Origin of the sequence: uncultured Sphingomonas sp. (genome assembly GCF_937871615.1) — a bacterium.
GTDB lineage: Bacteria > Pseudomonadota > Alphaproteobacteria > Sphingomonadales > Sphingomonadaceae > Sphingomonas.
Genome location: NZ_CALMPA010000051.1, coordinates 60,055 through 78,448, shown reverse-complemented (window position 1 = coordinate 78,448; position 18,394 = coordinate 60,055). Strand labels below are relative to the sequence as shown.

Here is an 18,394-nt window from a genome sequence, read left to right as displayed (position 1 = left end):
GATGAAATACCGGTTCGGCGGCAAGGAAAAGCGGCTGGTGATCGGCCCCTATCCGATGGCGGAATGACCAGATAGAGCGAGACCGGACGTTTACCGTCGATCAGATCGGCGATCCGCCAGTCGCAACGCGACGTAACCTCCGCCACGGTCGGATCGCGGTAGAGCCCGAGGAACGACATCGCGGTCGACAGCACGCCCGAGCGTTCGTTCTCGCTCTTGTTGAGCAGTTCTCGCGCCGCCGACGCGACGACAGGGTGGACGCGCGGCGCATCCTGGGTGCCGAGGTGATTGGTCGACATCATCCGCCGCAGCGTCGCGACGAAGCTGCGCTGCGGATCAGACAAGAAGGTCGCGACCCGGGCGAGCGTCTTTTCGTCCTCGGCATAAAGAACGTGAAGGATCGCCCCGACCAGTAGCGAATGGCTGGTCTTCTCCTAGTGATTGCGGCGTTCGAGCGCGCCTTCCGGGTCGACCAGAATATCGGCGATATTTTGGACGTCGCGCACCTCGTCGGCGCCGCGGCGGACTTCGAGCAACGGGTTATAGCGCGCCGAGCGCGCGTCGGTCGGATTGAACAGCAGGCAGTGCGAGAAACGCGCGCGCCAACCGGCGGTCAGCGTCCAGTTCTCGCCCTTGATGTCGTGCACGACGGTCGATCCGGTCCACGAAAGAAGCGTCGGCACGACGAGGCCCACGCCCTTGCCCGACCGGGTCGGCGCGAAGGACATGACATGCTCAGGCCCGTCATGACGCAGATATTGTCCGCCGATCGGCGCGTTCGAGATCCACGTCTTGCTGCCCGAGATGCGATAGCCGCCGTCGGTCTTGATCGCGCGGGTCTTCATGCCGCCGGGATCGGAGCCGGCATCGGGCTCGGTCAGCCCGAAACAGCCGATCCATTCGCCGCTGGCGAGCCTGGGCAGATATTTCCGCTTCTGCTCCTCCGAGCCGTAGGCATAGATCGGATACATCACGAGGCTCGACTGCACCGACATCATCGAGCGATAGCCCGAGTCGATCCGCTCCACCTCGCGCGCGACAAGGCCGTAAGCGACGTAGCTCGCGCCGACCCCGCCATATTCTTCCGGCACCGTCGGGCCGAGCAGCCCCAGCGCGCCCATATCGCGGAAGATCGCCGGATCGGTCACTCCATTGGCGAAGGCGTCGATGATCCGCGGCGCCAGCCGATCCTCGGCATAAGCACGCGCCGTATCGCGCACCATCCGCTCGTCGTCGGTGAGTTTCTCGTCGAGCAGGAACGGATCGGACCAATCGAATGTAGCCAACGCTCCGATCCTAGCGCCCAACGTTCATACCGGGCAACGTTTCCGCTTTCCGCCAGTCCTCAAGCAACTTGATGAACGCCACCGGGCCATCGCCGTACATCGCATTGCGCGCGGCCTTCAGCGTCTGCTTGCCTTCATTGTTGTAATAACCGGGGGTACAATTCTCGACGAAGGTGCGCTGGCGTTCGCCAAGCCGCACGATCGTATCGACCCATTCAGTTTCGTGCGCCGCATCGGCCTCGACCAGCGTGATGTTCTCCGCGCGGCATTTACCGATGATATAGGCGATGTGCTTCGCCTCTTCGTTGAGCATGTGGGTGAAATTCGGCGAATTTGCCGCCTGAACGATCGTCACGAAGAACAGGTTGGGGAAGCCGTGGGTGTGCATCCCGTGCAGCGTCGAGGCGCCATCATGCCATTTCTCGGTAAGCGATTGCCCGCCCCGTCCGTGAATGTCGAAGCCAAGCCGCCGGGTGTAGTCGGTGCCGAACTCGAACCCCGTAGCGTAGATCAGGCAGTCGAGTTCGTATTCCTTGCCATCAATCACGACGCCCTTGGGTGTGATCCGCTCGACGCCCTGGCCTTGTGTGTCCACCAGCGCCACGTTCGGGCGATTGAACGTCGGCAGATAATCGTCGTGGAAACAGGGACGCTTGCACATCTGGTTGTAATAAGGCTTGAGCGCCTCGGCCGTCTTGGCGTCGGTGACGATCGTGTCGACGCGCGAGCGGATCTGCTCCATCTTCTGGAAATCGGCGAGCTGCATCAACTCGGCCATGTCGGCGGGCGTCGCTCCCGCGCTGCCCATCGCGGAAAGGTTGCGCAGGATATCGGTCCACCCGTCCGAAACCATATCCTTGTCCTGGTGACCGCCAGAGACGATGATGTTGAAATTGTCCATCCGCTCCTGCTGCCATCCCGGCGCCAGCGTCTTCGCCCATTCGGGATCGGTGGGGCGATCATTGCGCACGTCGATCGATGACGGGGTGCGCTGGAACACGTAGAGTTGCTGCGCCGCCGCGCCGAGATGCGGGATACACTGCACCGCTGTCGCGCCGGTGCCGATGATGCCGACGCGCTTGTCAGCCAGACCCGTGAGTCCCCCCGCAGACGTGCCGCCGGTATAGTCATAGTCCCAACGACTGGTGTGAAAAGTGTGCCCCGCGAAGGTTTCCACGCCCGGAATACCGGGGAGCTTGGGTTTGCTCAGCGTGCCGCTGGCGGCGACGACGAAGCGCGCCGCGATCCGATCGCCGCGATTGGTAGTGACGATCCAGCGCGACTGCGCATCGTCCCAGTCGAGCCCGCTGACCTCGGTTTGCAGGAGCGCGCGTTCATAGAGGCCGAAATGCCGCGCGATCCGGCGGCTGTGATCGAGGATCTCGGGCGCGCGCGCATATTTTTCGCTCGGCAGATATCCCATTTCCTCGAGCAGCGGCATGTAGATATAGGCTTCGATATCGCATGCCGCACCTGGGTAACGATTCCAATACCAGGTGCCGCCGAAATCGCCCGCCCGCTCGATCACTCGCAGATCGTCGACGCCCCCCTCACGCAACCGCGCGGCCGCGAGCATCCCGCCGAAACCGCCACCGATCACCGCAACCTCGATCTCGATATCCAGCGCGTCGCGCTCGATCGGCTGCTCGACATAGGGATCGTCCGCGAGGTGACCCGTCACCTCCTGATAATCGTCGGTCGCCTCGCGGCGCATGCGCTTGTCACGTTCGATCCGGTAGCGCTCGGCGAGCGCGGCGGGGTCAAAACCCAGGGTCTCCGACGACCCGTTGGCAGTGTTTGTATTGCTCATCGAATCCTCGTCCTTCACGCCATTCTCTGTTTAACATTAAAATACCTAAATGCACTTATTTGTCAATATTGTGATCGAACTAGCCCAAGCGCACGACCGGCGCGGCATATCAATAAATTGAATTTACGCTATATTTTACCGATATCGGCCCAACAACTGCGGCCGGCACAGGCTTGCTATCGCGCCCCTGAATCGCCGAGCGAGATATCGACTCGCTCCACGCCGTTGAGTCTGAACGGCACGCGATAATCCTCGACGAGCGGGGTGCCCGCATCCCAGCCGATCGTCGCCCCCTCCAGTGGCCACGCGCCGGCAACGGTGCGCGCCATTTTCATCGTGCCGGCCGCCTCGCCGTCGATCCGCATCGTGAGCGTGCCACCCTTGCCCATGCCACTGCCGTCATAAGCAAAGTCCAGATCGATCTGATGCTTGCCCGCGCCAAGCGGCTTCGCACCGGCCAGACGGAACAGATCCTCAGGCAGGCTCGAGCGCTTGTAGATGAAGGTCGGCTTGCCATCGAGCAACACCAGTCCCCAGCCACCGAAGCGGCCGCCCTGGGTGACGACCGCGCCGCTTTCCCCGGCATGTGGAAGATCGAGCTTGGCCGAGATCTTCCACGAGCGATTGCGGATATCAGGGAACGAGCCGTTCGTATAACGCGCGGTGCCGGGATAGAATGTGAGCTTCGACAATCCCGCAAACGGCGACGGCCGATTGCTCTCGGGGAGGCGATCGAAAATCGACGCCTGCACCGGCAGCACGTGGTTGCGCGCTGCTTCCTCCTCGAAGCGTACCTTCAACTCCGCCAGCTTTTGCGGGTATTTCGTCGCGAGATCGGTCGCCTGCGAGAAATCCTTGTCGAGGTTGTAGAGTTCCCATTTGAACTTCTGCGGATCGACGTCCAGCCCCGGCATCCACGGCAAGCGCTCAGGCACCGTATTGGCAAGCCACCCGTGATCGTAGATCCCGCGGTTTGCGAACATCTCGAAATACTGCACGTCACGACCCGGTGCGGTTTTCGAATAAAAGCTTGCCGCGATGCTCCTGCCGTCAAGCGCGTGGACCTTCACGCCGTCCTTCGTTTCGGGCAGCTTGATGCCGATCACGTCGTAGAGTGTCGGGGCGATATCGATGACGTGGCTGAACTGCGAGCGGACCTGCCCGACGTCCTTGATCCGCGCGGGCCAGGACACGACCATGCCGTTGCGCACCCCGCCGAGATGCGAGGCGATCTGCTTGGTCCACTGGAACGGTGTGTCCATCGCCCACGCCCAGCCGACCGGATAATGGCCGGACGCCATCGGCCCGCCGAGCGTATCGATCTTCGACAGTGTGAATTCGAGCGGCTCGTAGATACCACCCAGCCCCGCGATCTCGTTGGTCGTGCCGCCAAGCCCGCCTTCGGCGCTCGCGCCATTGTCACCCTGGATGTAAATGATCAGCGTGTTGTCGAGCTTGCCTTCGCTACGCACCTCATCGATCACGCGCCCGATCTGGTGGTCGGCATAAGCGAGCGCGCCAGCATAGACCTCCATCATCCGCGCATAAAGCCGGTGTTGATCGGCGGAGAGCGAATCCCATGCGGGGATCTGGCTCGGGCGCGGTGTCAGCTTCGCGTCGGCGGGGATCACGCCGAGTTTCTTCTGGCGCGCGAAACTCTCCTCGCGCATCTTGTCCCAGCCCTGATCGAATTGGCCCTTGAATTTGTCGATCCATTCGCGCGGGGCATGGTGCGGGCCGTGCGCCGTACCGGGAGCGTAATAGACCAGGAACGGCTTTTCCGGCGCGACGGAGCGTTGCGTGCGCATCCAGTCGATCGTGCGGTCGGCCAGATCGCGATCGAGGATATAGCTGGGATCGTCCGTCGGCGGCTCGATCGTTGTGCGGTTCTCCACCAGCGCGGGCGCCCATTGGTCGGTTTCGCCACCGTTGAAGCCGAAGAAATAATCGAAGCCGAAGCCGGTCGGCCAGCGAGTGAACGGCCCGTCCGGCCCGGTTTCCCAATCGGGCGTATTGTGGTTCTTGCCGATGAAAGCGGTGCTGTAGCCATTGTCGTGCAGCACGCGGCCGAAGGTGATCGCATCGTCGGGGATCACCCCGGTGTACCCACGCCGCCCGGTTGCGATCTCGCTGATAACGCCCTGATTAACCGCGTGGTGGTTCCGCCCGGTCAGCAGCGCCGCGCGCGTTGGCGAGCACAAGGCGGTGGTGTTGAAACGATTGTAGCGCAGCCCCCGCGCTGCAAGCGCGTCGAACGTGCGTGTCGCGATCGGGCCGCCGAACGTGCTACTTGCCCCGAAGCCGACGTCATCGGTCATGATGATCAACACGTTGGGGGCGCCAGCGGGCGCCTTGGGCTGTGCTGGGTAAGCCGCCAGCGAGGTGGGCGGCGGCGTAGTCTGGGCATTGGCCCAGCCGGGCATTACAGGGGCGAGCGTCAGTGCCAGTGCTGACGTAGCGGCAAGGCCCGCTCTGCCGCGTAGAATATTGCGCATTCGCCTCTCCCATTCAGTCATTTATCAACGCGGCGTCGATGCGCTCACGCCACCCGTGTGCGCCGACCGGCCCATGGCGCCGCCTGCTCAAGCTGACCGGCGAGGCGGAACAGCGTGGCTTCGTCGCCATAGCGCGCGCTGAACATCACCCCGATCGGCAGGCCCGCTTTCGACATCGCCAGCGGCACCGACATGCTCGGCTGCCCGGTCTGGTTCTCAAGCGCACTGAACGGCCCGAAGGTGGTGAGCGCCTTGGCATAAACAGCCATGTCGGTTTGCGAGGGCGACAACACCCCCAGCTTCACCGGCGGCGTGGCCAGCGTCGGCGACAGCAGAACGTCGTAACGCTGCATGAACTCCGCCACCGTGTACGCCGCCGCGAGCAGATCGTTGTTGGCGGCGGCAAAGTCCGGGCCGCTGACGCGCAGCCCCATCTGGTAAAACGCCAACGTCATGGGTTCGAGGACATCGAGGCTCGGCTTGACGCCCGTCGCGGTCGCGCGTGCGTTGAGATCAGCTGCGATCGAGGAGGAGATGATCGTGAACACCGCCCGGCCCAGTGCGGCATAATCCAGCGCGGGCGCCACTTCCTCGACATGGTGGCCATGGTTTTCGCACAGCCGCGCCGCCGCGCGCGTTGCCTCGGCACATTCGGGATCGACGGGCGTCCCGGTTGGCGACACGGGCGAGAACGCGATGCGCAGCCGGCCCGGATCGCGGCGCACTTCTTCGAGATACGGCCGTTCGGGCGTCGGCGCGCTGTACCGCGATCCGGGTTCGATTCCGTGCGTCGCATCGAGCAGCGCGGCGCTGTCGCGGACGCTGATGGTGACAGCATGATGGGTGGACATGCCGCCCCAGCCTTCGCTGCGCGGCGGCCCCATCGGCACACGGCCACGGCTCGGCTTCAATCCGAACAAGCCGCAGCATGAGGCGGGAACGCGGATCGATCCGCCACCGTCGGTAGCGTGCGCAGCCGGGATCACGCCGGCCGAAACCGCGCACGCCGATCCGCCGCTCGATCCGCCGGTGGTATAATCCGGGTTCCATGGGTTGTGGGTGGCACCGGTGGCCTTCGACTCGGTCGTCCCCGACAGGCCGAACTCGGGCACTGTCGTCTTGCCGAAAACGACCAGGCCTGCGCGCTCATGGCGGCGGACAAGTTCCGACGTCACCGTCGCGCGATTGCCCTTGTAGTAGCGGCTGCCCTGCTCGGTCAGCAGCCCGGCGACATAGGTGTTGAGATCCTTGAGCAGCCACGGGACGCCGGTGAACGGTCCTTCCGGCAGCCCTTTGGCGATCGCGGCACGGGCATAGTCATAATGTTTCTGCGCCATGAAATTGAGGCGCGGGTTGAGCGCTTCGGCGCGGGCAATCGCGGCTTCGAGCAATTCGGTCGGCGAAACGGCGCGCCGGCGAACCAGTTCAGCCAGCCCGAGCGCATCTGGTTCGCCGCCGGTTTCATGCGCAGGTTTCACCGGCGCGGCAGTCGCCGGCGTGGTTGCAGCTGCCAGTACGGCGGAGGACGCGATGCCGCCCAGCGCATCTCGCCGGGAAAGCCGCATTGTCGATACATCCGCAGTCTCGGACATCGCGATCCCACCTTGTGCGTTTCGTTGGATCAGAATTTGGCGCGGAACTCGACGCCATATTGTCGCGGCGAACCCCAGGTGACGAAGCGCGCGCCGAAATTGTCGGACGAGTCCATTTGCGCGATGTACGCCTTGTTGGTCAGGTTGGTCCCGAACAGCCGCACGCGATACGTCTCGTCCGGGCTCTCCCAGGTGACCGACGCACTGAGCAGCGCATAGGGGTTCTGCAGATCAAGGGGCCCGTTGAACTCGCGGAAATATATGGTGCTGCGCTGACTTACGTCGGAGCGAAACGAGAACGTGCCGATCCCGGTGGGCGATGTACGATAGCCGATGCCGAAATTGCTCGACACCTTCGGCGACTGATTGAGCGTGTGGCCGTTGAGTACCTGCACGCCGAGTTGCGGCGCCAGCCCATCGGCGTTTGAGAAGCTTTCGTACGTCGCGTCGAGCAGCGACACATTGCCGTTGATGGACCAGTGATCATCCGGTCGCCACGCGGCGTCAACCTCCGCACCCTTCACGCGGGCGGCGGCGGCGTTGGTGATGATCCGTGTCAGCCCGACGACCTGACTGATCTGCAGATTGTCATAGTTGTAATAGAAAGCGGAAAGATTGAGCGTCACTGTCCGATCGAATAGCCGTGTCTTGATGCCGCCTTCATAGGAAGTCAGCTTCTCCGGGTTGAACTGATTGTTGCAGCTATACTGGTTGAACCCGCCGGCCTTGAACCCCTTGGAATAGGTGACGTAGGCGTTGATATCGTCGGTGAATTCATAGCGCGCCCCGAAACGCGGCGTGGTCGAGGTGAATTTCACGTCGTTGGTGCGCGTCGGGCAAGTAGGAATCACCGGGCCGCCAGTGCCGAAGGTGACGGTGTTCGTCTGTGTCTGGCTCTGCGTTTCTTCCGAATAGCGAACACCGGCGATGAGGCTAAGCCGATCTGTCGCCTTCACCGTGACATCGGCGAAGGCCGCCTTCACCTCGGTCTGATAGCGCGGGATACGGAAGGTCAGATGGCTGCCGGGCGGCAGGCCCCGCGGCGTGGACGCAGCGACGCCATTGACCATGTTATAGTCCAGCGTATGGCGCAGATCGTCGTTCAGGTAATAGAGGCCGGTAACGATATCGGCCCGGTCGAGATGCGCGGCGACGTTGAATTCCTGCGAAAAGGTCTTCGAGTAATAATCCCGCGTCACCGGAAAGAGTGAAACGCTGATGCCGTCGTCATCCGCGACCGAGTTATCGCGCAGGAAGGTCAGGCCGCTGATCGATTTCAGCGAAACATCTCCGAGGTCCCAAGTCAGCGTTCCGGCAGTCATCGAGAAATTGCGCCGGGTGTTGATCGGGTCGTTCGCGGTAGTCTGCCATGGCTTGAACGAATAGGTCGCGGTCGCAAGTATCGGGTTGAGCGCAACCGCCTGCGCCGTCGGCGGATTGTGCAGCACGAAATATTGCGACGGCCCGTTCTGATGCAGGAAGGTGCTGGACAGATCGAGGTGCAGGTTCGGCGCCAGCTCGAACGCGAACTTCACGCGGCCGGAGAAGGTCTCGCTCTTGTCGACATCCTGCCCGCCGGGAATGATGTTCTTGACGAAACCGTCGCCACGCTTGTTCCAGTCGAGCACGACGCGCATCTTCACCGCATCGTTGAACGGCAGGTTGACCATGCCCTGCACCCGCCCTTCATTATAATTCTGGTAGCTGCCGAGGATATAACCCTCGTACTTGTCGGTCGGCCCCTTGGTGATGAAATTGACGACACCGCCGTTCGCGTTGCGTCCGTAGAGCGTGCCCTGCGGCCCGCGCAGCACCTCCACGCGCTCCAGATCGATCTGAAGCAGATCGCCCATCGAGGGGCGTGGCTGATAGACGCCATCGACATGCACCGCGACGCCCGGCGCGCCCTGGTTGAGACCGACGCCGCGGATCGTGATCGCGGTCGCGCCGATCAGCTTGCCTACCTGCATGCTGGGCACCGCGAACTGGAGCCCCGCCGGATCGGTGATGCCGCGCTGTTCGAGCATTGCGGAATTGAGCGCGGTGATCGCGACCGGCACCTGCTGCACTGTTTCCGCACGCTTCTGCGCGGTGACGACGACTTCCTCGGGCTGGGATGCGCTCGGCGCAGCCTCCTGCGCAAACGCAGGCGAAGCCACCGCCAATATGGTCGACGCCAACAGATACATTCCTAGCTGCCGCATTCCCTTGCCCTCTCCTGAGTGTCGCGCCGCACACCGCCTTTTTGTGACGGTTTTTGCATTTGAGGGCACAAGTACATTCTAATGTAAGTTCCCTGTCAAGCGCATTTTACGTTTGCGTGCATCCAAACGTGTTGACGTCAAGCGACGTGCATGTTGAAAGCGACGAGTGAACAAGGAAGCTGCAACCGCGAAGTCGGGCCGGGGAGCGAAACGCGCACGGGTACTCGAAACCGCAGCGAAGACGCTGAATCGATTCGGCGTGTCCTACGCTTCGCTGCCGAATGTCGCCGAGCAACTCGGCATCTCGCGCGCGGCGCTCTATTATTATTTCGACGACCAGGAAGACCTGGTGTTCCAGAGCTATCAGCGTTCCTGCGAGATACTCGCTCACAATCTCGATCAGGCAGCGTGCGCCGAAGGCGGGGCGATGGCGGTGATCGAGTGCTTCGTCGATGGTATCCTCGGCCCCGACGCGCCGGAAATCGCGTCGCTCAGCGACATGGCCTATCTTGGAGAGGAGCGGCGCGGCATCATCCTCGCGCGGCTGGGCGCGATCAAGGACACGCTCGCCGGCATATTGGAAGATGGCGCGCGGGAAGGCACGCTCCGGCCATGCGCGTCCGGCATCATCGCGGCATGCATATTGGGGCTTGTATCATGGCCGCCGGTCGCGCGCTTCTGGCGCAGCAGTGAGACGCTCACCCACCACGATATGATCGATGCGATCAAGTCGCTGCTGCGCGAGGGCATCGCCGCCGACCGTACCAGGCCGGTCGATTTTCGTCCGATCGACATCGAGCCACCCAAGCTGGCGGTCGATCACATTTTCGATTCCGCCGCGATGACGGCAGCCAAGCAGGAATCGCTGCTGGCGGCGGCTTCATGGCTGTTCAATCTCAAGGGCGTGGATGCGACCTCGCTCGACGAGGTTGCGATGCGGCTCGGGGTTACCAAGAAAGTGATCTATCACAATCTCGGTGACAAGGAGACGCTGGTCGCCGAATGTTATCGTCGATCGTTCCGCTTCTATGCGGATGTCGCGCGTAACGTGATCACCTACGACGGAACGAGGATTGCGGCGTTCATCGCCTCGACCCATGCCTTCGCCACGGCGAATCTGCGCGAGGATATCGCACCGCTGGCGCCATTGAGCGGCGTGGAGGCGCTTCCCGACAACGTGACCGAGGAAATCAATACCACCTCGGCGTGGTTGATGGACACCTTCATCGAGCTCTACGAACAGGGCCAGCGCGAAGGGTCGATCCGTCAGTTGAACGCGCGCGCAATCCTCGCGATCCAACCGGGCAGCTTCGAGTGGTTGCCGAAATGGTATGACGCGCTCAGCGATGAGGAGCGTGCGCGGGCGCCACGCGAACTGGCAGAGCTGCAACAACTGGGGCTGCTCGCCATCTGAATCGAACGGGCGGGCTTGGGCACCGCTTATTGGCGAGCCGCGACGGACGGCGATCGCGCACGCCCGATTGACTTTCATTTTCACGCACGTTTATCATTGCACCAATATGTAAGATTCGGCGCGCAGATCGGAAGCAATGCCGGACAGGTACGAGGTGAGGATGCACGACGGCGCACGCTCAGCAAGCCATCAGACCGGCTGGATCGCGAATATCACGCGACCGGCCCTCGGCAGCGGCGGCCGATTTCATCACACCGTGTCGATCACGCGCATCGCGACGATCCATTGCACCGCCCCTCGCCTCGCCAGCATCGCCGGTGCCGATCGACTTCACGCGTAATCCTTCATCTTCAACCAGGAGTTACAACCATGGCCGAGTCCGAAATTGCCCAATTCAAGCAGGGTTGGCGCGCGCAGGTTGCCGCGATGGCGGACGCGCCGCCACCGACTATTCAGCAGCAACGCGATGCGTTCGAGGCCGAGCATGGCGCGGTGCCCCCGGCGGCGGATTGCACGATCGAGCCAATCGACCATGGCGGAATTCGCGGCGAGCGCATCACGCCGGCAGGCGCCGACACTACCAAGGCGCTGCTCTATCACCACGGCGGTGGCCACGCGTTCGGCTCATCGCAGAGCCATCGCCATCTCGTATCGCGACTGGCGAGCGCGGCCGGCGTCGTCGCGTACAATATGGACTATGCGCTGGCCCCCGAACGCCCATTCCCGGCCGGGCTGGACGATGCGATGGCCAATTGGCGCTTCGTCCAATCACAAGGATTCGCGCCGGGCGATATCATCGTCGGCGGGGAATCGGCGGGCGGCAATTTGACGCTCGCGCTGGTGGCGAAATTGCTGGGCGAGCGCGCCGCGCTGCCATCTGGCGCCTATCTGCTCAGCCCGTGGCTCGATCTGACGCAGAGCGGCGAAGCCTATGACGTGCGCGGGCCGCACGATCCGATGATCAGTCGCGATGCGCTCCAGATGATGGCAACGCTCTATTGCGGCGATGCCGATCGGGGTGATCGGCTGATCTCGCCACTCAACGCCGATCTTGCCGGACTGCCGCCGCTGCTGATCCAGGTCGGCGCCGACGAAGTGCTGCTCGGGGATTCGACCCGGCTGGCGCATCGGGCTGCGCTGGCGGGGGGCGACGTGACGCTGCGTGTGTGGCCGGAAATGATCCACGCATGGCCGCTGTTCCACCATGTGTTGCCGACCGCCGGCAATGCGGCGATCGCGGAAGCAGGGGGCTGGATCGCTCACCGGTTCCGCGCCGGCGCGAAATGATCACGCGCCGGCACACGCTGGCAGGAATGACGGCTGTAGCAATGCTCCCGGCGAAATTGAGCGCGGCACGGAGTAATGGGGAAGGAAAATCGATGAGCCAATCCGATAGACATGATGCGTCACACGGCGTTCCCGTGCGGCTGGCGAAACCGCGCATCGCGCCGGTGAATTATGATCAGGCGACGGCGGCGCAACGTCAGGCGATCGATGCGTTCGGGCTTCCGCAGCCGGTGCTCAACATCTTCGCGACCTTGGCGCAGGCGCCCGAGGCGCTGAACGCTTTTCGCCCATGGGGCGGCTATGTGCTGTCGCCCGACAACAGCCTTCCGGCGCGCGAGCGCGAGATCGTGATCCTGCGGGTCGGCGCGCGCTGCCGATCGGGTTATGAATTCACGCAACATTGGCGGATCGGGCTGCACGCCGGTCTCTCCGAAGCCGAGATGACCCGTATCCGCGACGGATCGGCAAGCGACTGGCCCGCGCCCGAAGCCGCGCTGATCCGCGCGTGCGACGATATCGTCACCGACCAATTCGTCAGCGACGCAAGCTGGACGGCGCTCGCCGCGCATTTCACCGAGCGGCAGGTGATGGACGTCGTGTTCACCGCGAGCGAATATGTCATGGTTTCGACCATGCTCAGTTCGTTCGGGGTGCAGGTCGAGGAGGCGCCCGCGGCATGAGCGCGCGCCTTGCGGGAAAGATCGCGGTCGTTGTTGGCGCCGGGCAAACGCCCGGCGCGACGATCGGCAATGGGCGCGCCATCGCGCTGCTCTTCGCGCGTGAAGGGGCGAGCGTCGTCTGCGTCGACCGGGATCTCGCGCGGGCGGAAGAAACGGTGCGGCTGATCGCGGCGGAGGGCGGATCGGCCGACGCTTTCGCCGCCGATATCACCGATCCCGGTGCCGGGGCGGCGATCGTCGCTGCCGCGCTCGATCGGCACGGCCGGATCGATATCCTCGTCAACAATGTCGGTGCCGGCCCGGCGACCGTGCCGGGCGACGGCGCGATTCATGAGGCCGATGACAATGCGCTCACTCGCGGCTGAACTCGTCGATGATGTTGAGCATTCGGAATTTACGGCCGTTGTGGGTCTGATCCTCGACGAAATCGTAGGACCAGACATGCCCGCGATACTGCGGGCGCAGCCGGATACACGACCCGTCGCCCAACCAAAGCCGGCGCCGTTTTGGCTGCCTCTTCGGCACTTTGAGACCCTCCCGCCGCCAGATGCGCTCGACCACCGACAGGCCGACCTGCCAACCAGTATGACCCAGTAAAGCGTGGATGCGACGATAGCCGTAGCGGCCATAATCCTTCGCCAGCGCGACGATGTCGGCCGTCAGCCGCTGCTCGTCGGCATCATCCCGCGAGCGGTGACGCTGCGTCGAACGGTGCTGACCAAGCACCCAGCAGGTCCGCCGCTCCGATACCGGCAGCGCGCGACGAACCTGCCCGATCACCTCACGGCGACGGGAGGGGCTTAAAAAGTCAGCTTCGATGCCTCTTGCAGGATCGCCTTGTCCAACGCGAGGTCGGCCACCAGCTTTTTCAGCCTCGCATTCTCGCGCTCCAGATCTTTCATCCGTCGAGCCTGGTCGACCTTCAGGCCGCCATATTCCTTGCGCCATCGATACAGCGTCTGTTCCGAGATGCCGATCTGCCGACACGCCTCGACTGCTGTCGAGCCTCGCCCGACGAGCACGTCAACCTCGCGTAGCTTCGCGATGATCTGCTCAGGCGTAAATCTCTGACGTCCCATAGCTTTCTCCAATTCCTATGCCTCACATGGCTATCTTCAGAATTGGACCAGTTTGTGAATCGGATTCCAATTTTCACCCTCACAGATCATTGACTTAAATGGATTATTCGTCCTGATCGGCGTCCAATGCCGATGCCGATTCACAGCCGCGAAGAAACAGGTGTTTTGCAACCCGTTGCATCGGAAGGCCGGAACGCGATTTTGTAGCACTCATTGGTGCAGCGCTATCGCCGAAGCACCCGGATTTCCAACATTTTTAGTGAAATCAGGGCCTTGGAGAGCGGCTGGCGGAGACGGAGGGATTCGAACCCTCGATACGGTTTCCCGTATGACGCTTTAGCAAAGCGTTGGTTTCAGCCACTCACCCACGTCTCCGGTGCGGCGTGGGGCGGGCTATAGCGACGGGATTCGCGGCAATCAACCGGCCCGTTGCAGATTCGCCTCGGCGCGAAATCGACTCGGGTCGTCGTCGTGTTCATTGCCGCGACAGCGACATGATGGTTACGCTTGTTCGCTGGGAACATTCCCGTTTCCGAAGGGGGAAGGTTTGACGATGCGCAAGGTGATGCTGGCTCTGGGGCTGACGGCGACGCTGATGGCCGGCACCGCCGCGCCAGCGCAGGTGCGGACGATCGACCCGAACAAGGCGATCGACAACGATATTTCCCCCGCGCCCCATAACGCGCCGCAAACGCCGACGCAGCGTTATCCCGACGAGCCGGTGCCGGTCGATCCGCCCGCAGCGCAAGCCGCACCGCTCACGCTGCCCCCTGCCCCGGATAATGCCGCGCAGGACGGGCGCGCCCAATCCACCACCACGGCGGCGGAAACATTCAAGCGCGATGATCTGATCGGTGCGGGCGAAGGCGTGTTCGGCAAGGGCGCCGAAGGCTTCGCTTCGATCATCGAGAAAATCCTGAAGGACCAGGGCGAGCCAAACGCCTATATCGCCGGGCGGGAGGCATCGGGCGCGGTGGTCGTCGGGCTGCGCTATGGCTCGGGAATCATGACGCACAAGGTGGAGGGGCAGATGCCGGTCTATTGGACCGGGCCGTCGGTCGGCTTCGATCTCGGCGGCGATGCCAACAAGGTGTTCGTGCTGGTGTATAACCTCTACGACACCGAGGATCTGTTCCGGCGCTTCCCCGGCGGCGAAGGGCGGCTGTATTTCGTCGGCGGATTCGCCGCCACCTATCTGCGGCGCGGCAATATCGTGCTGATCCCGGTGCGGCTGGGTGTCGGCTGGCGGGCCGGCGTCAATGTCGGCTACATGAATTTCTCGCACAAATCGAAATGGCTGCCGTTCTGACGGACGGCGCCATTCCGATCCGCGCCATCATCAATCGCTGAACACCGGCGCGCGCTTTTCCATGTTCGCGCGCACCGCCTCCACCTGATTGGGCGAGCGCATCAGCGCGATCTGCTCCGCACTTTCAGCGCGCAGCACCGTCGCCGCATCGGCATCCGCCGCGACATTATAGAGCCGCTTCGATGCGCGCACCGCATCCGGGTTGCGCCCCGCGATCTCGCGCGCGAGCGCCATCGCCGCCGCACGGGGATCGTCGTCAAGCCGCGTCGCAAAGCCATAGCCCAGCGCCTCCGCCCCGGAGAATTCCCGCGCGGTATAGGTCAGTTCGCGCAGCACATCGTCGCGCGCCAGCGTGCGCCACAGAGCGACCCCGGCCATATCGGGCACCAGCCCCCAATAGGTTTCGCGGATCGACATGCGGGTCGCGGGGTGGACGATGCGGATATCCGCGCCGGACAGCACCTGAAACCCGCCGCCCATCGCGACGCCATGCACGGCGGCGATCACCGGCATCGGCAGTTCGCGCCACCCCCATGCGACATGCTGCGCGGCGTTGGCGAGGCCATGGCTGCGCGCGGCAAGATCGGTGCCCGATCCGCCCCCCGCCATCGAGCTCATGTCCAGCCCGGCGCAAAACGCCCTGCCCTCGCCAGACAGCACCGCGACGCGCACGCCGCTCATCCCGCCGAGCTTCGCGATCGCTTCGTTTAGCCCGGCGAACATCGCCGGATCGAGCGCGTTCATCTTGTCCGCGCGATTGAGCCGGACATCGGCGATCCCGTCCGCCACCGTGATCGTAACCCGTTGCTCCATCATTCGCTCTCCTGCCGTTCGTTAACCCAGCGCTAGCCCGCCCCGCGCCGCCCGGCAACGCCACAGCGTTGCGCCGCGCGCGCGAGGGTGTAGGGAAGCGGGCATGAACTTCGATCCCGCAAAGATGGCGCTCGAGATGATCGAGAACCGCAGGTTCAGCGGCCATGCCGGTCGGCTGGGCACCCGCTTTCACGCAATGGGCGCCGACTGGATCGAACTGGCGATGCCCTATTCCGAAGAGCTGATCGGCGATGAGGAAAGCGGCGTGATCGCATCCGGCCCGATCATCGCGATGATGGATGTGGCGACCAGCCTCGCGGTGTGGCAGCGCGTCGGCGGCTTCGCGCCCCATGCCACGCTCGATCTGCGCATCGACTATCTGCGCCCCGCCCGCCCCGGCCACACCGTCATCGGGCGGGCCGAATGCCTGCGCGTCGCGCGCTCGATCTCGTTCACCCGCGGCATCGCGCATGATGGCGATATCGACGATCCGATCGCGCATGTCGCCGCGACCTTCATGGTACCGAGCGGCAGCTATCCGAGGACCGAGCGATGAAACTCCCCCCTTATGCCGCGCTGCTGGAAGCGACGCTGGAGCGCGACGAAGACGATACGCCGGTGATGGTGATGCCGTTCCACGCCGGCGTGCTGGGCCGCCCCGGCTTCCTTCAGGGCGGCGCGATCGCGGGCCTGCTGGAGGTGGCCGCGATCGCGGCGCTGCGCCACGCGCTGGAAAGCGAAGGCGGCGGGCGGATCAAGCCGATCAACGTGACGGTCGATTTCATGCGCGGCGGGCGCGATCGCGAGACGCGCGCGGCGGGGCGGATCACCCGGCTTGGCAATCGCGTCGCCAATGTCGTGGCCTTCGCCTGGCAGGACGATCGCGAGCGCCCGATCGCGGCGGCGCGGATGAATTACCTGATCGAACGCGATTGAGCGGCGCGGCGCGGCTCAGCGCTGCGCATTATATTTGAGCTGATCCTCGGTGAGTTGGAAGCCGACCAGCGCCTCGAAGCTGGCGGACAACACCGCCTGGCGCACATCGGGCGCGCTCAGCGGATCGACGGCGGCATCCTCCTGCCCGGCCTTGCGCTTGCGGTTGAGCTTGGCGCGCACGTCCTCAGGCAGCGTCGCCGCCACGCGATTGATCGTCGAGGATGCCTGCCCGCTCGTCGTCGCAAGCGTTTGCCCGGCATCGAAATGCAGCCCGACATAGCCGATGCGCTTGGCGATCACGGCATTGCCGCCGCGCACGATCGTGATGAAATAGGGCAAGGTCACGTCACGCGCGCCTTCGCCCCGCGTCCGGCGCGCACGCACGTCGAAGGTGACGGTGGTGAGCACATCGTCGCCGCTGTCATCGCAGGTCGAGCGGACGTTGCTGATATCCGCCACCACATCAATCGCGGTCGAATCGCGGCTGGCCGGCGGATCGAACAGCGTGATATCGCCGGTTCCCGCCGGCACGCCCACCGATGGGCAAGCGGAACGCACCGCCGTGATGCCGACGCCGGAAGAAAGGTCGATATCGCCGGTCTTCGCGCAGCCCCCCAGCGCGGCGAGAAGGGCGATCGGGGCGGCTGCATGGCGAAGGGTCACAGGCACTACCTTGGCTCGAACACGAAATAGGGCCGCGCTTGCGATCGAAGGCGGCCCCGTTGCGTCTGCACCATAATCGTTCCGCGCGCGCTGGCAATGCCGCGCGGTGCGGCGAAACTTACTGTTCGAGCGAAATCCCGCCCGTCACTGGCGCTTTCGCCGCCGCCGCGATCGTCGCATTGGCCAGCGCGGTGGTGCTGCGCGTATCGGTGTCGATCGCGGGATGCGATGCGGCGGGCGCATCATCGCCGTAGATGAAGCCGCTGGTGGGATAATTGGAGGTGCCAAGCCCGCCCTGCGGCGCATACCACACCTTCACCATGCTCCAATCGTTGTTCGGCGACACGTCGATCGCGCGAACATTCGCTTCGACGCGGCCGGGGCGCGACCAATTGGCATGGGTCAGCAGAACTTCGCGATCGCTGACCACCCGCGAAACCATCGCGACATGGCCCACGCGCATCCGCGCCGTCGCCTTGAACGCCAGCACCGCGCCGACGCGCGGCTCGTTGCCGCGCTCGTAGCGGCCCGCCGCCTGGCCCCACCAGGTGTTGGCATTGCCACGAATGTCGATGCCCGAAATCTCGCGGGCGTAAGGGGCGCACTGCCAGAACTGGGCTGCCGCAGGGGCAGCCGCCATCAGGCCGAATGAGAACACCAGCGCAACGCGCGCCGCCAAAACCTTCAAATTCACTTGCGACCCCCCGGTCAACAGGACGTTCGTTGCATCCCGGCTACGGGCAAGGGTTAAAGAAACCAAGCGCGTCGGGAACCTTTTCCGACGAGTCGTTTCGACGTGCCGATGATCCGATCCGAACGCGGTTCA

General features: G+C 63.8%; 15 protein-coding genes, 1 tRNA gene and 3 pseudogenes. 7 read left to right on the top strand and 12 right to left on the bottom strand.

The features are described from left to right. The 6 genes and pseudogenes from Q0316_RS15635 to Q0316_RS15610 form a co-directional block, all read right to left on the bottom strand. Positions 1 to 707: pseudogene (locus tag Q0316_RS15635) on the bottom strand (type IV secretory system conjugative DNA transfer family protein); the annotation flags it as partial. Between the two features lie 60 nt (positions 708 to 767). Continuing rightward, positions 768 to 1,295: pseudogene (locus tag Q0316_RS15630) on the bottom strand (acyl-CoA dehydrogenase family protein); the annotation flags it as partial. 1 nt (position 1,296) lies between these two features. Beyond that, positions 1,297 to 3,096, bottom strand: coding sequence for an NAD(P)/FAD-dependent oxidoreductase (locus Q0316_RS15625; RefSeq protein WP_298674228.1), 1,800 nt, complete (start codon positions 3,094 to 3,096; stop codon positions 1,297 to 1,299). 176 nt (positions 3,097 to 3,272) lie between these two features. Then, on the bottom strand, positions 3,273 to 5,591 hold the full coding sequence (locus Q0316_RS15620) for an arylsulfatase (RefSeq protein ID WP_298674227.1): 2,319 nt from the start codon (positions 5,589 to 5,591) through the stop codon (positions 3,273 to 3,275). A 44-nt stretch (positions 5,592 to 5,635) separates the two neighbouring features. Next, positions 5,636 to 7,183, bottom strand: coding sequence for an amidase (locus Q0316_RS15615; RefSeq protein ID WP_298674226.1), 1,548 nt, complete (start codon positions 7,181 to 7,183; stop codon positions 5,636 to 5,638). Positions 7,184 to 7,212: 29 nt separating this feature from the next. Continuing rightward, a complete protein-coding gene (locus tag Q0316_RS15610; RefSeq protein WP_298674225.1) occupies positions 7,213 to 9,372 on the bottom strand; it encodes a TonB-dependent receptor in 2,160 nt (719 codons plus the stop codon). Between the two features lie 181 nt (positions 9,373 to 9,553). Between Q0316_RS15610 and Q0316_RS15605 the strand changes: the two genes are divergently transcribed. Next, complete coding sequence (locus Q0316_RS15605) at positions 9,554 to 10,801, top strand: TetR/AcrR family transcriptional regulator (RefSeq protein ID WP_298674224.1); 1,248 nt, start codon at positions 9,554 to 9,556, stop codon at positions 10,799 to 10,801. Between the two features lie 178 nt (positions 10,802 to 10,979). Here the strand turns inward: Q0316_RS15605 and Q0316_RS15600 are convergent, their stop codons facing one another. After that, positions 10,980 to 11,135, bottom strand: coding sequence for a hypothetical protein (locus Q0316_RS15600; RefSeq protein WP_298674223.1), 156 nt, complete (start codon positions 11,133 to 11,135; stop codon positions 10,980 to 10,982). A 35-nt stretch (positions 11,136 to 11,170) separates the two neighbouring features. On the opposite strand from Q0316_RS15600, the gene Q0316_RS15595 reads away from it, so the two are divergent. The 3 genes from Q0316_RS15595 to Q0316_RS15585 all read left to right on the top strand — a co-directional run bounded on the left by Q0316_RS15595 (position 11,171) and on the right by Q0316_RS15585 (position 13,133). Next, positions 11,171 to 12,088 (top strand): alpha/beta hydrolase, encoded by a 918-nt coding sequence (locus Q0316_RS15595; RefSeq protein WP_298674222.1) that lies wholly within the window; start codon positions 11,171 to 11,173, stop codon positions 12,086 to 12,088. A gap of 92 nt (positions 12,089 to 12,180) precedes the next feature. Then, positions 12,181 to 12,768 (top strand): carboxymuconolactone decarboxylase family protein, encoded by a 588-nt coding sequence (locus Q0316_RS15590; protein WP_298674221.1) that lies wholly within the window; start codon positions 12,181 to 12,183, stop codon positions 12,766 to 12,768. Further along, positions 12,765 to 13,133, top strand: coding sequence for an SDR family NAD(P)-dependent oxidoreductase (locus tag Q0316_RS15585; protein ID WP_298674220.1), 369 nt, complete (start codon positions 12,765 to 12,767; stop codon positions 13,131 to 13,133). Before Q0316_RS15590 ends, Q0316_RS15585 begins: the two co-directional genes overlap by 4 nt. Here Q0316_RS15585 and Q0316_RS15580 read toward each other — a convergent pair. Together Q0316_RS15580 and Q0316_RS15575 are read right to left on the bottom strand one after the other, a co-directional pair. Further along, positions 13,123 to 13,847 (bottom strand): annotated as a pseudogene (locus Q0316_RS15580) (transposase); the annotation flags it as partial. The gene Q0316_RS15585 and the pseudogene Q0316_RS15580 overlap by 11 nt on opposite strands. A 285-nt stretch (positions 13,848 to 14,132) precedes the next feature. Continuing rightward, a tRNA-Ser gene (locus Q0316_RS15575) sits at positions 14,133 to 14,222 on the bottom strand. A 178-nt stretch (positions 14,223 to 14,400) separates the two neighbouring features. On the opposite strand from Q0316_RS15575, the gene Q0316_RS15570 reads away from it, so the two are divergent. After that, a complete protein-coding gene (locus tag Q0316_RS15570; protein WP_298674219.1) occupies positions 14,401 to 15,156 on the top strand; it encodes a DUF1134 domain-containing protein in 756 nt (251 codons plus the stop codon). Between the two features lie 30 nt (positions 15,157 to 15,186). Here the strand turns inward: Q0316_RS15570 and Q0316_RS15565 are convergent, their stop codons facing one another. Then, on the bottom strand, positions 15,187 to 15,969 hold the full coding sequence (locus Q0316_RS15565; RefSeq protein WP_298674218.1) for a crotonase/enoyl-CoA hydratase family protein: 783 nt from the start codon (positions 15,967 to 15,969) through the stop codon (positions 15,187 to 15,189). A gap of 103 nt (positions 15,970 to 16,072) precedes the next feature. Here Q0316_RS15565 and Q0316_RS15560 point away from each other — a divergent pair, with 103 nt between their 5' ends. Continuing rightward, complete coding sequence (locus tag Q0316_RS15560; RefSeq protein ID WP_298674217.1) at positions 16,073 to 16,525, top strand: PaaI family thioesterase; 453 nt, start codon at positions 16,073 to 16,075, stop codon at positions 16,523 to 16,525. Further along, entirely contained in the window at positions 16,522 to 16,905 is a 384-nt protein-coding gene (locus Q0316_RS15555; protein ID WP_298674216.1) for a PaaI family thioesterase, read from the top strand. The genes Q0316_RS15560 and Q0316_RS15555 overlap by 4 nt, the downstream gene beginning before the upstream one ends. 15 nt (positions 16,906 to 16,920) lie before the next feature. Here the strand turns inward: Q0316_RS15555 and Q0316_RS15550 are convergent, their stop codons facing one another. Then, the gene (locus Q0316_RS15550) at positions 16,921 to 17,568 is read right to left on the bottom strand and encodes a hypothetical protein (protein ID WP_298674232.1); all 648 of its coding nucleotides are present in this window, start codon (positions 17,566 to 17,568) and stop codon (positions 16,921 to 16,923) included. 118 nt (positions 17,569 to 17,686) lie between these two features. Continuing rightward, positions 17,687 to 18,262, bottom strand: a complete 576-nt coding sequence (locus tag Q0316_RS15545; protein WP_298674215.1) for a CHAP domain-containing protein — start codon at positions 18,260 to 18,262, stop codon at positions 17,687 to 17,689. Positions 18,263 to 18,394 lie beyond the last annotated feature (132 nt).

Excerpts from the sequence above, each read along its gene's own strand:
- Q0316_RS15615 (WP_298674226.1), bottom strand. The coding sequence starts at position 7,183 with ATGTCCGAGACTGCGGATGTATCGACAATGCGGCTTTCCCGGCGAGAT.
- Q0316_RS15570 (WP_298674219.1), top strand. The coding sequence starts at position 14,401 with ATGCGCAAGGTGATGCTGGCTCTGGGGCTGACGGCGACGCTGATGGCC.
- Q0316_RS15620 (WP_298674227.1), bottom strand. The coding sequence starts at position 5,591 with ATGCGCAATATTCTACGCGGCAGAGCGGGCCTTGCCGCTACGTCAGCA.
- Q0316_RS15625 (WP_298674228.1), bottom strand. The coding sequence starts at position 3,096 with ATGAGCAATACAAACACTGCCAACGGGTCGTCGGAGACCCTGGGTTTT.
- Q0316_RS15590 (WP_298674221.1), top strand. The coding sequence starts at position 12,181 with ATGAGCCAATCCGATAGACATGATGCGTCACACGGCGTTCCCGTGCGG.
- Q0316_RS15585 (WP_298674220.1), top strand. The coding sequence starts at position 12,765 with ATGAGCGCGCGCCTTGCGGGAAAGATCGCGGTCGTTGTTGGCGCCGGG.
- Q0316_RS15555 (WP_298674216.1), top strand. The coding sequence starts at position 16,522 with ATGAAACTCCCCCCTTATGCCGCGCTGCTGGAAGCGACGCTGGAGCGC.
- Q0316_RS15610 (WP_298674225.1), bottom strand. The coding sequence starts at position 9,372 with ATGTATCTGTTGGCGTCGACCATATTGGCGGTGGCTTCGCCTGCGTTT.
- Q0316_RS15560 (WP_298674217.1), top strand. The coding sequence starts at position 16,073 with ATGAACTTCGATCCCGCAAAGATGGCGCTCGAGATGATCGAGAACCGC.
- Q0316_RS15565 (WP_298674218.1), bottom strand. The coding sequence starts at position 15,969 with ATGGAGCAACGGGTTACGATCACGGTGGCGGACGGGATCGCCGATGTC.
- Q0316_RS15595 (WP_298674222.1), top strand. The coding sequence starts at position 11,171 with ATGGCCGAGTCCGAAATTGCCCAATTCAAGCAGGGTTGGCGCGCGCAG.